The sequence below is a fragment of the Streptomyces sp. NPDC059900 genome (assembly GCF_050270335.1).
Taxonomy (GTDB): Bacteria; Actinomycetota; Actinomycetes; order Streptomycetales; family Streptomycetaceae; genus Streptomyces.
Genome location: NZ_JBNNJZ010000063.1, coordinates 14,502 through 29,181 on the forward strand (window position 1 = coordinate 14,502; position 14,680 = coordinate 29,181).

A 14,680-nucleotide genomic window follows, 5' to 3' on the forward strand; every position below is an offset into this window, starting at 1 on the left:
CACCTGGCTTCTAGTCCGCCCGCCAGACCGTCATGTCCGCGCTCAGGAAGCTGACCCCGTCCTGCGGCATCGCGGTCGACTTCACCAGGACCACGAGCAGGGCGATGTCCCCGGCGGGGTTCTTCACGCAGATCTCGCTGCCCGCCGCCACCGCGGCCAGCGGGAGTTTGTGGCTTTCGGCGCCGTCCAGGAGGGTGCGGCAGGATTCGAAGGTGGCTCCCGGCTTGCCGAACAGCGGGGTGATCAGGCTCTTGTCGCTCTCCAGCGAGCAGCTGTCCGCCCCGCAGACGAAGCGGATGTCGCCCTTGCGGTCCTTGCGTTCGACGGGCTCGCTCAGGCTCACCGAGTTCTTCTCGTCGAACCATTCCTGGGGGTACGCGACGGCCTGCGGCTTCGCCGGAGCGCGCGACGAGGAGCCGGAGGAGGGGAGCGAACCGTCCGCCGCCCGGTCGCTCTTGTCGCCGGATCCCGCATTTCCGCTGTCCGCCGAGGAGTTCTCGCCCTCTCGCGAAGAACCCCCGGATGCCGCGCCGGACTCCGCCCCGGACGTCGACGCACGGTCGGACGAGCCGGAACCGGACTCCGATGACGTGTCCCGGTTGCGGAGCACGTCCGTCGCGTCCATGACCGTCCAGGTCATGCCCGCCAGCAGCAGCGCGCCCGCCGTCACGCCCGCCGTGATGAACGCGTTGCGTCTTCGCCGGGCCCGCCGCTTGTCCGACTCCGTCGGGACCGTCGGCGGCGGCGGCGCGAACAGCAGCGGTGCGTTCAGCAGCGGTGCGTTCAGCGCAGGCGTGTTTACCGGAGGTGTGTTCAGCGGAGGCGCGCCGAACGGCTGCGTGTGTACCCGGGTCGGGTGCGGGACCGGCGCGGGGACCCGCACCTCCGGGCCCGTTATCTGACGCCAGACGGCGGGCCCCGCGCCGGTGGCGGCGTCCCCGCCCAGCCGCTGCCTGCACCAGTCGACGATCTCCGCCAGGCTCGCCCGCTCGGCCGGATCGGCGGCCAGGCAGCGGGCGAACAGCGGACGCAGCTGCGCGGGCAGCAGCGAGAGATCGGGCTCCGAGTGCACGATCCGGTACAGCACGCTGACCGAGGGACCGTCCCCGTACAGCGGCTCGCCCAGCGCGGCGAACGCCGCTGTCTGGCCGAGCGCGAAGACGTCGGTGGCCGCGGTGACCTCACCCACGGACGCCTGCTCGGGGGCCATGAACTGGGGCGTGCCCGCGGCGGTGCCCGTGACCGTGTGCGGCGACGTGGCACTGGAGGTCAGCGAGATGCCGAAGTCGATGACGCGCGGCCCGTCGGCGGCAAGGAGCACGTTCGAGGGCTTCAGGTCCCGGTGCACGATGCCCGCACCGTGAATGGCCTGCAGCGCCTCGGCCACGCCCGCCATCAGCCACAGCACCGCGGGCACCGGCAGCGGGCCGCTGCGGGCGACGGCGTCCGACAGGGAGGGGCCCGGCACGTACAGGGTGGCGAGCCAGGGCGGTACGCCGTCCGCGTCGGCGTCGATCAGCTCGGCCGTGTACGCACCGCGGACCCGCTGGGCCGCCTTGATCTCCCGGCTGAACCGCCGCCGGAACGCCGGGTCGTCGGCCAGCTCCGGCCGTACCACCTTGATCGCGAGCGGCCTGCCGCCCTGCGTGTGCGAGAGGTAGACCCGGCCCATGCCTCCCGCGCCGATCCGGGCGGCGAGGCGGTAGCCGGCCACCATGGGCGGATCGTCCGCCTGCAACGCCTTGAACACCTCAGACGCGTGGTTCATCCGCCCCAGTCCCCCCTGCTCCCCTGATCCCCGTGCCCCCTGATCAGCAGCAGCCTAAACGGTGCCCCCTGACCGCTACTCCTCGGCGAGCACCCGCTGCGCCACCGCGAACGCCGAATTGGCGGCCGGGACACCGCAGTAGACCGCCGTCTGGAGCAGCACCGCGCCGATCTCCTCCGGGGTGAGTCCGATGCGGCGGGCCGCGCGCACGTGCATGGCCAGCTCGTCGTAGTGGCCGTGCGCGACCAGGGCGGTCATCGTGATCATGCTGCGTTCGCGGTGCGCGAGGGTCGGGTCGGTCCAGATCTCGCCCCAGGCGTAGCGGGAGATGAAGTCCTGGAAGCGGGCCGTGAAGCCCGTGGTGTTCCCCTGCGCGCGGTCCACGTGCGCGTCGCCAAGGACCGCCCGGCGTACGGCCATGCCGCTCGCGGCCGTTCCCGTCAGGTGGGTGCGCAGCGCGGCGGTCACGGCCTCCGGCCGCTCCGCGGGCGCCAGGTGGGAGGCGCCCGCGAGTTCGGTGAGGGATGCGCCCGGTACCGCGTCGGCGATCTCGCGCGCGTGGGCGGGCGGCGTCGCCGGGTCCTCGCGGCCGGCGACCACGAGCGTCGGCGCGGTGATCGTCGCGAGGGCGTCCCTGATGTCGTACGCCGCCAGCGCGTCGCAGCACGCGGCGTACGCGCCGGGGTCGGTGTTCCGGTGGTCGTCCACCAGGCCGGGGACGGTGAAACCCGACGTGAACCAGCGGTCGGGCGCGCTCTCGGCGAGGGCGGCGAGGCCTTCGCGGCGCACGAGGGCGGCGCGCTCCTCCCAGCGGGCGCTGCCGCCGAAGTGCGCCGACGAACAGATCACGGCGAGGCTCTCCACCCGCTGAGGGTGGTGCGCGGCCAGATGCAGGCCGACGGCACCGCCCAGGGAGACACCCGCGTACGCGAAACGGTCGATGCCCAGGGAGTCGGCGAGCGCGAGGACGAGTGCGGCCAGGTCGGCGACGGTCGCCCCCGGGCCGATCAGATCGGCGGGCGACTTGCCGTGACCGGGCAGATCCCACCGTACGACGCGGTGCACGGCGGACAGTTCGGGCGCCACGGCGTCCCACAGGGCGGTGGAGGTGCCGACCGAGGAGCCGAGGAACAACGGGCGCGCGGTCGGGGCGCCCTCGGTGGTGTGGTGGGGCAGTTGGGCGGTCATCGTCGCTCCAGGGCTCGGTCCGTGAGGGTTCCGGCGGAGCCGGTGTAACGGGCGGGGTCGGTGAGTCGGGTGAGGTCGACGGTCGCGAGGCCGGGCTCTTCGGCGAGGATGTCCGCGAGGGAGCGGCTCTCGTCGCGGGTGCGGCGGGCCGCCGACGTGAGGAGTTCCTTGGCGCGGGTCCGGCCCAGGAGGGGCGTCAGCTCGGCCGTGAGCCGCTCGGAGACGATCAACCCGTGGGTGAGGCCCAGGTGTTCGCGCATCGCCTCCGGGTGGACCCGGAGATTCTCGGTGAGCTCCGCCGCCTGGTGGCCGGCGCCGCCGGCCGTGCGCAGGAGGTCGCGCAGGGCCTCCCACTCCGCGTGCCAGGCGCCTGCCGGACGCTCGTCCTCGGCGACCATCGACGCGAGGAGTGTCGCCGCCATCGCCGGGGTGCGGCGGGCGGCGGCCACGATGAGGGTGGCACGTACGGGGTTCGCCTTGTGCGGCATGGCGGACGAGCCGCCCCCCGCCCCCTCGGAGAGTTCGGCGATTTCGGTACGCGAGAGGGTGAGGACGTCCGTCGCGACCTTGCCGAGCGCCCCGGCGGCGAAGGCGAGGGCCCCGGCGAGGTCGGCGACAGGGGTACGGAGGGTGTGCCAGGGAAGGGCGGGCGCGACAAGGCGAAGCTCGCGGGCGTAGGCGGAGACGAGCCCCTCCCCGACTCCGACTCCGGCTCCGACCCGGCCCTCCCCGGACCCGCCCCCCGCATACGCCCCGAAGGCCGCCAACGTCCCCGCCGCGCCGCCCAGTTGCGCCGGAAGCCCCTCGCGGACCCTCCATACCCGGTCCCGTGCGTCGAGGATCAGGGATCGCCAGCCCGCCGCCTTGAGGCCGAACGTCGTCGGGACCGCGTGCTGGGTCAGGGTGCGCCCCGGCATCACTGTGTCGCGGTGGCGTGACGCGAGGCGGGCGAGGGCCGACTCCGTGCGGGCCAGGTCCGCCAGGATCAGGTCCAGCGTGCGCCGGGCGACCAGCATCATGGCCGTGTCCATGATGTCCTGGCTCGTCGCGCCCCGGTGCACGTACGGCGCCGCGTCCGCGGGCACCGCCGCCGTCAGGTCCGCGACCAGCGGGATCACCGGATTGCCGCCGGCCTGCGCGCGCAGCGCCACATCCCGTATGTCGAAGCGGTCGGCGTCGGCCGCCGCCGAGACGGCCGTCGCCGCCTGCGCGGGGGCCAGTCCCACCGCCGCCTGGGCCCGTGTCAGCGCCGCCTCCGCGTCCAGCATCGCCTGGAGGAAAGCGGCATCACCTGTCGCCGCCTCGGCCGGGCAGCCCGCGCGGCCGGGGGAGAGCAGGCCTGCGTCCGTACCGTCAAGACTCACTGGAACTCCAGGAACACCGTTTCGCCCTCGCCCTGAAGGCGGATGTCGAAACGGTACGTGCGCTGTGCCTCGGGGCGGGCGACGAGCGTCGTACGCCGCGCCGGATCGAGCGCGCCGAGGAGCGCGTCGCCCGGCTCGTCCACCAGATAGGCGCGCGTGTACAGGTGGTGGAGCAGACCGCGCGCGAACACGGCCACCGCGATGTACGAGACGCCGCCCGGCGGCAGCGTACGCACCGCCCAGTGGCCGTCCGCGTCGGTCGGGACGCGCCCGAAGCCGGTGAACGCGACCCCGTCACGGCCGATGACCCCGCCCGTGACGGGGTCGTGCCGCAGCGAGCCGGGCGCCCCCGCGCGCGAGCCGTCGGGAGCGGGCTGCCAGGTCTCGATGAGGGCGTCGGGCACGGGGTTTCCCGCGCCGTCGTACACGTAGCCGTGCAGGGTGATCGTGTCCGGGTGGCCTGCCGGGGCGATCTCGCCGCCGCGCGGGAAGGGCAGCGCGTAGCCGTAGAACGGGCCGACGGTCTGGGAGGGGGTGGGAGCGTACGACATCAGAGCTGGTCGCCTTCCTCGAAGAGCGTCGCGGACGGGCCGTCGAGCACGATGTCCCAGCGGTAGCCGAGCGACCACTCGGGGGCGGAGAGATCGTGGTCGTAGGCGGAGACCAGGCGCGCCCGCGCCGACTCGTCGGTGACCGAGCGCAGGACGGGGTCGTAGGCGAACAGCGGGTCGCCGGGGAAGTACATCTGCGTCACCAGGCGCTGCGTGAACGCCGAGCCGAACAGCGAGAAGTGGATGTGCGCGGGGCGCCACGCGTTGACGTGATTGCGCCACGGGTACGCGCCCGGCTTGATCGTCGTGAAGGAGTACGTTCCCTCGTCGTCGGTCAGGCAGCGCCCGAAGCCCGTGAAGTTCGGGTCCAGCGGCGCCGGGTGCTGGTCCAGCTGGTGGGCGTACCTGCCGGATGCGTTGGCCTGCCACAGTTCGACCAACTGGCCGCGCACGGGCCGCCCTTCGCGGTCCAGGACACGGCCGGACACCGTGATCCGCTCGCCGAGCGGCTCGCCGATGTGCTGGCGGGTCAGGTCGCGGTCGAGCGCCGTGACGTCGGTGACGCCGAACGCGGGACCGCTCAGCTCCACCGCCTCCGGGTCGCGCAGCGGGATCAGCGGCTGCCGGGGGAAACGGAAGTGACTGCTGCGGTACGGGGGATAGTCACGCGGCGGGTGGTCGCGGGGCGCGGCCGAAGCCTGCGCCTTGGCGACCTCCGTGTCTATTTCCTGCTGGCTCAGCCCGTCGGGCAGAGGTTCGGTGAGGGTCATGTCTCTCGGCTCCGTATCCATCCGTCGGACCCCGTCTTTCCCAGTCTTCGATGCCCCGCACATTAATCAGGGCACTGACTATTTCGACGGGAGTCGATGCGGGGTGGAACGTACGCTGCCACTCGTTCCCCGGACCGTCAAGGGCGGGTACTGTTCAGTGCACCTACGAAAAATCTGCCGTACATGGCAGTGAAGGCAGTGGAGGAACTCATGGCCGCGGTGGATCTGACCACCCACCCCGGGCACCTGGCCCGGCGTCTGCAACAGGCGCACTACCTGCTGTGGAACACGATGGTCTCCGAGGAGATCACCTCGCCGCAGTTCGCCGTCCTGAACGCGCTCGTCGCCGAGCCCGGCCTCGACCAGCGCACCGTCGGCGAGCGGGTCGGCCTCGACCGCTCCACCATCGCGGAGGTCATCAGCCGCCTCATCCGCCGTGAGCTGCTCGACAAGGTGCGCGACCCGCAGGACGGCCGCCGCTATCTGCTGCACCTCACGGACGAGGGCAAGCGCACGCACCGCAAGCTGACCGTGCGCACGGCCCGGATGAACCAGGTCTTCCTCGGGCCGCTCTCCGCGGCCGAGCAGAGCGTCTTCTTCGACCTGATCCAGCGGGTCTCGGACGCGGCGGAGGGCCTGCGCAATCCCGCGGACTCCGTCGCCGCGACGGGCGGCTGATCCGCCGCCCGGCCGGGGATCACTCCTTCGCGTACACCACCCACACCTGGCCCTTCGCGAACGGCAGTGTCCCGCTGCCGTCCGCCGTCGTGAACTCCGTGCCGTCGTCCGGGGACGTGCGCTGCCAGCGCGCCTCGTAGGCGCGGCCGTCCCGCAGGACCCGTGCCTTGCCCGAACCGACCGTCTCGGTGAACGGCGTGATGTTGCCCGAGCGGTCGTGGAAGCGGGACTCGCGCACCTTCGCGTACTGCACGACGACCGTCGACGCGCCCAGCGTCTTGCCGTCGGAGGTACGTGCCCGAGCCCCGTCCATGGAGACCAGATAGCGCTTCTGCCCGGCCGACCAGTCGAAGGTGAAGCGCGCCGCGGGGAAGCGGACCGTGTGCTCGCGTTCGGGGGTGCCGCCCTTGGGGCGGGGGCCGAAGACGAAACCCGTGCTCTCCAGGCCCCCTTCGCCCGGGTCGGCGTTCAGGGCCTTCGGGCGCAGGAAGAGGTTGTGCGGTGCCGGCTTCGCGCCGCTGCGGAAGTAGGCGTCGCCCGGCGCTTTGCCCGGTGACAGCGGCCGCAGGGGAGCGTCCGAGATCAGCGGGAGAAGCTTGGACTGCGCCCCGGAGAACGCGAGAGCCGGATCGTCGAACTGCCTCAGGAGTTCCAGGTCCGTCTCCCGCGCACTGCGCACCGGGCCGATGACGGGCGGCAGCCGGTCGGCGTACACCGCCATCAGGCGGCTCAGGCCCGCCTCGACCTGTTCTGCGTACACGACATCGGCCGCGTCGAGGCCGGTCTGCGGGCGGGCCGGGCCCACGTTGTCGATCTTCACGGCGAGCACGCGCCCGCCGTCGGAGGGCACCTTCCCGTCGCCTCCACTGGTGTCACTGATGGTGCAGCCGGGCGCCAGGCCCAGGACGGCGGCGACGGCCGCCACCGCCGCCACCGTCGTACGTCGAGTCCGTGCCTGTGCCCGTGTCAGCGATCCCATACGGACTCCCTACCCCGTCCGTATCCCCTCCGTATCCCTTCCGTCCCTGCCCTTCTCCCGCCCCTCAGCCCAGATCGAGGGCGTTGCGCAGCCCGAGCCGGTAGCGGGTGCGGTCGTGGCGCTTGAGGAGTTCGATCGCGGGAGCACGGAACAAGGAGGTCACCGTGCACCGTTCGGCATCCGAACCGGCCCTGTCCAGCAGGGCGTTGACCGCCTGGCGTGCCGAGGTGTTGGCGCCCTCCATCGTCGCGAGATCGATCGGCACGGCCACGTAGTCGCCCGCGAGGTAGAGGTTGGGGATCTTCGTGGCGGCCGACGGGCGGTTGTGGAAGGTGCCGACCGGATGGATGAGGAGCTCGTCCTCATTGGTCGGGTTCGGCGTCCCGATGCCGTCGACGCCCGGGTCCAGGAACCACGAGTGCAGCTTGCCGTCGCTCAGGACGACCTTGCCGGTGTCGTTGAGCGCGGCCTTGAGCTGCGCCCACACCTCCCTGGCCACCTCGTCGCGCGTGCACTGCTTGGCCGTCTTGCCGTAGAGGATGCCCGGCTTGTCCCACTCGGAGATGTCCACGGAGAGGCATTCGGCCGCGACGCCGTCCCCGTACTCGGCGGGAAAGTCGCGGCCTTCCCAGTGGCCCGCCTGTGCGATGCCGGTGAGCGACCAGGGGGAGTCGATGCAGTTGAAGTGCCCCTTCACCACCGGCGGGCGCTCGGTCAGATAGAACTGGATGCCCGTCATCCAGTCCGTCTCCAGCTTGTCGCAGCGCGCCAACTGCGGATCGGCGCGCCTGAGTTCCGCACTCCACGTCCGGCGGGCGTGCTCCACCGGCATGGCCTGGACGTAGTGATCCGCGGTGACGTCCCGGCGTACGCCGTCGGGGTCCTCGATGACCGCCTTGGAGATACGGCCGTCCGCGAAGCCGAGCTGCCGTACGTTCCAGCCCATGCGGAACTCCACGCCGAGCGACTTTAGATGGGTCACCCAGGGGTCGATCCACGCCTCGTTGGTCGGCGCGTTCAGAAGCCGGTCGGGCGGGCCGTCCGCGCCCTGGCCCAGCAAGTTGAAGACGAAGGCCTCGCCGAGCGTGCCGACGGTGCGGGTGCTCGCCTCCTCGGCCTTGGTGGCGACGATGTTGCGGGTGACGCCGATCGCGAGGATGCGCTGATAGTCCTTCGACATCTGCGCGGCGCGCACGAACTCCCACCAGGGCGTCGCCTCCCAGGTGTCGTCACGTCGCTCGTCGCAGCTGGTCAGGAAGACGAGAGCACGGTTCACGAAGTACGCGGCCTCGTGCGCGGGCAGGTTGAAGGCCGTGTCCAGGAGCGCGGTGAGCGCGCGTGCGATGTCGTCGAGGGTGAGCTTCTCGGGCTCGCTGCCCGGCCAGGGGATCGGCATCCGGATGTCCTCGCGGCCGGTCCGCGCGAAGGACATCTCGCGCGGCGCCGCGAGGTTGTCCCAGACGCCGTTCGCGTTGCCGGGGAAGGGGATGCGGCGCATGGTGTCGGGGAGGTTGTGGTAGATCCCCGGGATGAAGCGGAACCCGTGCTCGCCGGGCAGCGGCTTGCGGTTGCCCTTCGCGCTGTCCGGTACGTCCATGCTGCGCGCCTTGCCGCCGAGCGCCCTGCGCTCGTAGACCGTCACGGCGAAGCCGCGCTCGGCCAGCTCATGGGCGGCGGTCAGGCCCGCGACACCGCCGCCGAGCACGGCAACGGACTGCTGCGCCGGGTCCGCGCGCGAGGCGCGTTCACCGGCCGCCGCCGGCAGTGCCTGCGCCCCCAGGGCCATCGCGCCGCCCGCCGCTGCCGCCCCGGCGACAAAGGTCCGTCTCGTGCTGCCCGCAGCTTCCGAGTACCCCACGTACTGGCCCCCTTACCTTGAGTAACTCTCGTGTCAGGCGCTGGAGCTTACGTTCATGGCCGGTGACCCGGAAGCGGTGCGGGAGCGGGGGCGCCGACATTGGCGTGAATGCGCGCCCGATACAGAGGCACGGCGTGGTGTGTCGCGTGTATGGCAGGAGTGCGAAGGCTGCGTTTCCGGAAAGCCGGGCCGTGCGAGATGGCTTGACCCTCTCTCGGAGCCGTGGCTAGTTTCGACGCCATGCGAATATCCCGGCGGTTCAAGCAGCGGCGCGCAGTTGATCTCATGCGCGTCGCCGCCGCCCTGTGTAGCTGACCTTCGGAACACGCGTTTCGTCGTGCGAAGCCGCGGGGAATTCCCCTGCGGCCCTTCCCCTTCCGTGAAGGTCCACACTCCGGGAAAGAATTCATGCCCACACATGTACGGGCGGCGCTCGGCGCTGCCCTTCTCGCTCCGCTGCTCCTGGCCGGGTGCGCCGGGAACACCTCGTCGACCACGACCGTCGACGCCAAGCAGGTCTCCGCCAAGATCCCGGAGAAAGTGGATCCGGACACCACGATCACCGTCGGGGCGCCGGACGCGCAGGTCGCCCTGAAACTCTCCGGACAACTCGACAAGCTTCCCTTCAAGGTGAAATGGGCCAACATCAGCGGCGGCCCCCAGTGCTCCGAGGCATTCCGGGCCAATTCCCTGGACGTGTGCTCCGCGGCGGAAATACCGTCCATTCACGCGCACTGGACGGGACTCGACACGAAATTGGTCGCTGCGAAATACCGCAAGGACCCGCTGAAGCACCCCGTGTACGAACTCGGCATCGCGCCCGGCGCGGACATCGACACGCTGAAGGACCTGCGCGGCAAGAAGATCGCCTACAGCCCGGGGCAGGCGCAGGGCGCCCTGGTCCTGCGCATCCTGGCCAAGGCCGGGCTCACCAAGGAGGACGTGGAGCTCGTCGAACTGCCGAGCACCGGCGACGTCTATCCCTCCGCGCTCGGCAACGGTCAGGTCGACGCGGCGCCGCTGGGCGGGGTCAACATCAAGCGCTACCCCGCGAAGTACGGCAAGGACGGCGCGAAGACCATTCAGCACGGACTGCGCGACGACCCCGGCCATCTGTGGGTGCCGACCGAGTCGGTCGAGGATCCGCAGAAGGCGGCGGCCATCCGGGAGTTCGTGAAGTACTGGGCGCGCGCCGCCGAATGGGCCGACGAGCACCCCGACGAGTGGATCGCCGGCTACTACGTCAAGGACCAGGGCCTGACCCGCGAGGACGGCGAGTACCTGGTCAAGGGCGTCGGTCACCCCGACTTCCCGGCCGACTGGACCTCCGCGATCGCGCGCCAGCAGAAGACGGTGGACCTCCTCGCGAAGGAGACCGGGAAGAAGCCCTTCGACGCGGGGGTCCTCTTCGACCGGCGCTACGAGTCGGTCGCGGCCGACGCCCTCAAGCCGTCGGCGGGGGAGGGGACATGAGCGCGCAGGCACCCGTCCTGACCAAGGCCGCCACCCGCACCGAACCCGCGGCCGTGGAGCCCCGCAGAGCCCGGCGCCGCAGGCTCGGTCCCGGCAGAGCCATCCCGTACGCCCGGGCGATCGGCCCGCTGCTGCTGCTCGCGGTCTGGGCGGCGGGGTCGGCCGCCGGGTTCATCGACGCCCGTAACCTCTCCGCGCCCTGGACCGTGGTGAGCACCGCGGGGGACCTGATCGCCGAGGGGCGGCTCCAGTCGAACCTCGCCACCTCCGCCGAACGGGCCCTCCTCGGGCTGCTCTTCGGCACCGCGGCCGGCCTGGTCCTGGCGATCGCCGCCGGGCTCAGCAGGATCGGCGAGGGCATCATCGACGGGCCCGTGCAGATCAAGCGGGCCATCCCCTCGCTCGCGCTGATCCCGCTGCTCATCCTCTGGTTCGGCATCGGCGAGTCGATGAAGGTCATCACCATCGCGCTCGGCGTCTTCGTGCCCGTCTACATCCACACCCACAACGGGCTGCGCACGATCGACGGCCGCTACGCCGAACTCGCCGAGACGGTCGGGCTCTCCCGGGCCGGGTTCGTGCGGCACGTCGTCCTGCCGGGAGCGCTGCCGGGCTTCCTGCTCGGCATGCGGTTCGCGGTCACCGCGGCGTGGCTCTCGCTCGTCGTGGTCGAGCAGGTCAACGCGACCAGCGGCATCGGCTACATGATGGAACTGGCCCGCACCTACGGGCAGACCGACATCATCATCGTCGGCCTCGTCGTGTACGGCCTCCTCGGTCTGGTCTCCGACGCACTCGTCCGGCTCGTGGAGAGGAAGGCGCTGTCATGGCGACGCACACTGGCGGGCTGACGGAGGAAAGGCCTGCGGACCAGGAGGTGACGGGCGAAGGCCTGGCGGACGGGAGCCTCGCGGTCCGTATCAGGGGTCTTGTCCGCTCCTTCGGAGACCGGAAGGTTCTCGACGGCCTCGAACTGGGCATCGCGGCGGGCGAGTTCGTGGCGCTCCTCGGCCGCAGCGGCTCGGGCAAGTCCACGCTCCTGCGGGCCCTCGCCGGGCTCGACCACGAGGTCAGGGGCAGCGGAGACCTTTCGGCGCCCGGCGATGTCTCCGTGGTCTTCCAGGACGCACGGCTGCTGCCCTGGAAGCGGGTCCTGGACAACGTCGTACTGGGCCTGACCGGTCCCGGAGCGCGGGACCGAGGGCGCGCCGCGCTCGACGAGGTGGGGCTGGCGGGCCGCGAGGACGCCTGGCCCGCGGACCTGTCCGGCGGCGAACAGCAGCGGGTCTCGCTGGCCCGCTCCCTGGTCCGCGAGCCGCAACTCCTGCTCGCCGACGAGCCGTTCGGCGCACTGGACGCCCTCACACGCATCCGGATGCACGCCCTGCTGCGACGCCTGTGCGAGGCGCACCGCCCCGCGGTGCTCCTGGTCACCCATGACGTCGACGAGGCGATCGCCCTCGCCGACCGGGTGGTCGTCCTGGACGCGGGGCGCATCGCGGCCGACGTACGGGTGGACCTTCCAGCGCCGCGGGGCCATGGAAGCCCGCAGTACGCGGCGCTGCGGGGGGAGCTGCTGCGGCAGCTGGGCGTCGAGGGCTAGATCTTCTCGGGAAGGGTCCCAGGTCCCTCACAAGGGCCTACCGCAGCACGTCCGCCAGGTCGTACCGGACCGGCTCCTCCAGCTGGGCGAACGTGCAGCTGTCGGGGGTGCGGTCCGGGCGCCAGGTGCGGAAGCGGGCCGTGTGCCGGAAGCGCTGCCCGTTCTCCATGTGGTCGTAGGCCACCTCGCAGACGCGCTCCGGGCGCAGCGGCACCCAGGACATGTCCTTCTTGCCCGACCAGCGGCTCGGCGCGCCCGGCATCCGGGACGACTCGTGGGCGGCCTCGTCGCCCCAGGCCGCCCAGGGGTGGCCCGCCGCCGACTCCGTCCGCAGCGGTTCGAGCTCGTCCACCAGCTCCGCGCGCCGCTGCATGGAGAACGCGGCGCAGACCCCGACGTGCTGCAGGACGCCCCCGTCGTCGTACAGGCCAAGGAGGAGCGAGCCGACGATCGGGCCGCTCTTGTGGAAGCGGTAGCCCGCGACCACGCAGTCCGCCGTGCGCTCGTGCTTGATCTTGAACATGAGGCGTTCGTTCTGCCGGTAGCGCAGATCGAGCGGCTTGGCGATCACACCGTCGAGCCCCGCCCCCTCGTACTGCTCGAACCACGTCCGGGCCAGCTCCGGATCCGTGGTGGCGGGCGCGAGGTGTACGGGCGCGCGCACGCCCCGGAGGACTTCGGCCAGCCGCTCGCGGCGCTCGGTCAGGGGCGTGTCGACCAGGGACGCGTCATCCAGGGCGAGGAGGTCGAAGGCCACGAAGGAGGCGGGGGTCCGCTCGGCGAGCGTGCGCACCCGCGACTCGGCGGGATGGATCCGCTCGCTGAGCGCGTCGAAGTCCAGCCGTCCCTGCCGCGCGATCACGACCTCGCCGTCCAGGACACAGCGGTCGGGCAGACGGTCGAGCAGGGCCGCGGCCAGCTCCGGGAAGTACCTGGTCAGCGGCTTTCCCGTACGGCTGCCGATCTCCAGCTCCGCGCCGTCGCGAAAGACGATCGCACGGAAGCCGTCCCACTTGGCCTCGTACTGCATGCCGGGCGGGATCCTCGCCACGGGTTTGGCGAGCATGGGCTTGACGGGGGGCATCACCGGCAGATCCATGGCTCGATTCTGTGCCCATACGCCCCTTTGTGCCCGCTGTGCGGATTTCGCCCCTTGCGCATAGCGTGGCCGCATGGGTGGTAAAGCGGTCGAGCTCGATGCGGGCGGGCGGGCGGTGCGGCTGTCCAGTCCGGACAAGGTCGTCTTTCCGGAGCGGGGCTTCACCAAGCTGGACGTCGCCCGGTACTTCCTCGCGGTCGGCGACGGGATCGTCCGCGCCCTGCGGGACCGCCCCACGGCGCTCCAGCGCTTCCCGGACGGGGTCGCCGGCGAGTTCTTCTACCAAAAGCGCGTCCCCAAGAACCACCCCGACTGGATCCCCACCGCCACCATCGCCTTCCCCAGCGGCCGCACGGCCGACGAGATGTGCCCCACGGAGATCGCCGCGGTCATCTGGGCCGCCCAGTACAACACGCTGACCTTCCACCCCTGGCCCGTACGCCGCGACGACCTCGACCGCCCCGACGAACTGCGCATCGACCTTGACCCGCAGCCCGGCACGGACTACGCGGACGCGGTGCGCGTCGCCGGCGAACTGCGCGCGCTCCTGGACGAGTACGGACTCCGGGGCTGGCCCAAGACGTCCGGCGGGCGCGGCCTGCATGTCTTCGTGCCGATCGAACCGCGGTGGGACTTCACCGGGGTACGGCGGGCCGCGATCGCCTGCGGACGCGAGCTGGAGCGGCGCATGCCGGACGCGGTCACGACCGCGTGGTGGAAGGAGGAACGGGGCGAGCGGATCTTCGTCGACTACAACCAGACCGCCCGCGACCGGACCATCGCCTCCGCCTACTCGGTGCGGCCCCGGCCGAACGCCCCCGTCTCGGCGCCGCTGCGCTGGGACGAGGTCGACGACGCGGTGCCGGAGGACTTCGACATCGCGACGATGCCGGAGCGGTTCGCCGAGGTCGGCGACGTACACGCGGACATGGAACAGCACGCCTTCTCCCTGGAGCCGCTCCTGGACCTCGCCGCCCGCGACGAGCGGGACCACGGCCTGGGCGACCTGCCCTACCCGCCCGAGTACCCCAAGATGCCGGGCGAGCCCAAACGCGTACAGCCGAGCCGGGCGAGGCACGAGGAGCCATGACAACGGCGCCCGCACCCCCTGCGGGGTACGGGCGCCGGATCAGGGGCCGCTCAGGGAGTGACTACAGCTCCTTGATCCTGATGTCCCGGTACGAAATCACGTCCGTCGTGCCGTGCACCTGCACGCCGACGTAGCCGGACGAGTAACGCCGTCCGTCCGTGCCCGGGTCGTCGCCACGCGGCGGCGTGAAGTCCTGGCCGCCGGTGTTGTCGAACTCGTTGATCAGGGCGCCGTTGCGGTAGATCGAGTAGTGCTGGTC

Annotated in this window: 14 protein-coding genes; 5 read left to right on the plus strand and 9 right to left on the minus strand. The window is 71.6% G+C overall.

Going from position 1 to position 14,680, the window contains the following annotated elements:
* Positions 1–10 precede the first annotated feature (10 nt).
* The 5 genes from ACQKIP_RS12515 to pcaH form a co-directional block, all read right to left on the minus strand.
* Positions 11–1,768, minus strand: a complete 1,758-nt coding sequence (locus ACQKIP_RS12515) for a serine/threonine-protein kinase (RefSeq protein WP_365855379.1) — start codon at positions 1,766–1,768, stop codon at positions 11–13.
* A 75-nt stretch (positions 1,769–1,843) separates the two neighbouring features.
* The gene (gene pcaD, locus ACQKIP_RS12520) at positions 1,844–2,956 is read right to left on the minus strand and encodes a 3-oxoadipate enol-lactonase (RefSeq protein ID WP_365855377.1); all 1,113 of its coding nucleotides are present in this window, start codon (positions 2,954–2,956) and stop codon (positions 1,844–1,846) included.
* On the minus strand, positions 2,953–4,320 hold the full coding sequence (gene pcaB, locus ACQKIP_RS12525) for a 3-carboxy-cis,cis-muconate cycloisomerase (protein ID WP_365855375.1): 1,368 nt from the start codon (positions 4,318–4,320) through the stop codon (positions 2,953–2,955). The genes pcaD and pcaB overlap by 4 nt, the downstream gene beginning before the upstream one ends.
* A complete protein-coding gene (gene pcaG, locus ACQKIP_RS12530; RefSeq protein WP_365855373.1) occupies positions 4,317–4,871 on the minus strand; it encodes a protocatechuate 3,4-dioxygenase subunit alpha in 555 nt (184 codons plus the stop codon). The genes pcaB and pcaG overlap by 4 nt, the downstream gene beginning before the upstream one ends.
* Positions 4,871–5,641: a protocatechuate 3,4-dioxygenase subunit beta gene (gene pcaH / locus ACQKIP_RS12535; RefSeq protein ID WP_365855371.1), complete on the minus strand. Its 771-nt coding sequence runs from the start codon at positions 5,639–5,641 to the stop codon at positions 4,871–4,873. The genes pcaG and pcaH overlap by 1 nt, the downstream gene beginning before the upstream one ends.
* A gap of 210 nt (positions 5,642–5,851) precedes the next feature.
* Here pcaH and ACQKIP_RS12540 point away from each other — a divergent pair, with 210 nt between their 5' ends.
* Positions 5,852–6,319 carry a MarR family winged helix-turn-helix transcriptional regulator gene (locus tag ACQKIP_RS12540; protein WP_365855805.1) on the plus strand — a complete coding sequence of 156 codons (468 nt, stop codon included), beginning with the start codon at positions 5,852–5,854 and terminating at the stop codon, positions 6,317–6,319.
* Positions 6,320–6,338: 19 nt separating this feature from the next.
* Here the strand turns inward: ACQKIP_RS12540 and ACQKIP_RS12545 are convergent, their stop codons facing one another.
* Complete coding sequence (locus ACQKIP_RS12545; RefSeq protein WP_365855369.1) at positions 6,339–7,298, minus strand: DUF3048 domain-containing protein; 960 nt, start codon at positions 7,296–7,298, stop codon at positions 6,339–6,341.
* Between the two features lie 64 nt (positions 7,299–7,362).
* Positions 7,363–9,084 carry a hydroxysqualene dehydroxylase gene (locus ACQKIP_RS12550; RefSeq protein ID WP_365855803.1) on the minus strand — a complete coding sequence of 574 codons (1,722 nt, stop codon included), beginning with the start codon at positions 9,082–9,084 and terminating at the stop codon, positions 7,363–7,365.
* Between the two features lie 480 nt (positions 9,085–9,564).
* Between ACQKIP_RS12550 and ACQKIP_RS12555 the strand changes: the two genes are divergently transcribed.
* Genes ACQKIP_RS12555 through ACQKIP_RS12565 form a run of 3 tightly spaced genes read left to right on the plus strand, consistent with a single transcriptional unit; the run spans position 9,565 to position 12,232 of the window.
* Positions 9,565–10,629: an ABC transporter substrate-binding protein gene (locus ACQKIP_RS12555; RefSeq protein WP_365855367.1), complete on the plus strand. Its 1,065-nt coding sequence runs from the start codon at positions 9,565–9,567 to the stop codon at positions 10,627–10,629.
* On the plus strand, positions 10,626–11,480 hold the full coding sequence (locus tag ACQKIP_RS12560; protein WP_365855365.1) for an ABC transporter permease: 855 nt from the start codon (positions 10,626–10,628) through the stop codon (positions 11,478–11,480). Before ACQKIP_RS12555 ends, ACQKIP_RS12560 begins: the two co-directional genes overlap by 4 nt.
* Entirely contained in the window at positions 11,456–12,232 is a 777-nt protein-coding gene (locus ACQKIP_RS12565; protein WP_365855363.1) for an ABC transporter ATP-binding protein, read from the plus strand. The genes ACQKIP_RS12560 and ACQKIP_RS12565 overlap by 25 nt, the downstream gene beginning before the upstream one ends.
* A gap of 37 nt (positions 12,233–12,269) precedes the next feature.
* Here the strand turns inward: ACQKIP_RS12565 and ACQKIP_RS12570 are convergent, their stop codons facing one another.
* Positions 12,270–13,331 (minus strand): ATP-dependent DNA ligase, encoded by a 1,062-nt coding sequence (locus ACQKIP_RS12570; RefSeq protein ID WP_365855361.1) that lies wholly within the window; start codon positions 13,329–13,331, stop codon positions 12,270–12,272.
* Between the two features lie 73 nt (positions 13,332–13,404).
* On the opposite strand from ACQKIP_RS12570, the gene ligD reads away from it, so the two are divergent.
* On the plus strand, positions 13,405–14,421 hold the full coding sequence (gene ligD, locus ACQKIP_RS12575) for a non-homologous end-joining DNA ligase (protein ID WP_365855359.1): 1,017 nt from the start codon (positions 13,405–13,407) through the stop codon (positions 14,419–14,421).
* 61 nt (positions 14,422–14,482) lie between these two features.
* Here ligD and ACQKIP_RS12580 read toward each other — a convergent pair.
* On the minus strand, positions 14,483–14,680 hold a 198-nt coding region (locus ACQKIP_RS12580; protein ID WP_427742962.1), incomplete at its 5' end, for a hypothetical protein.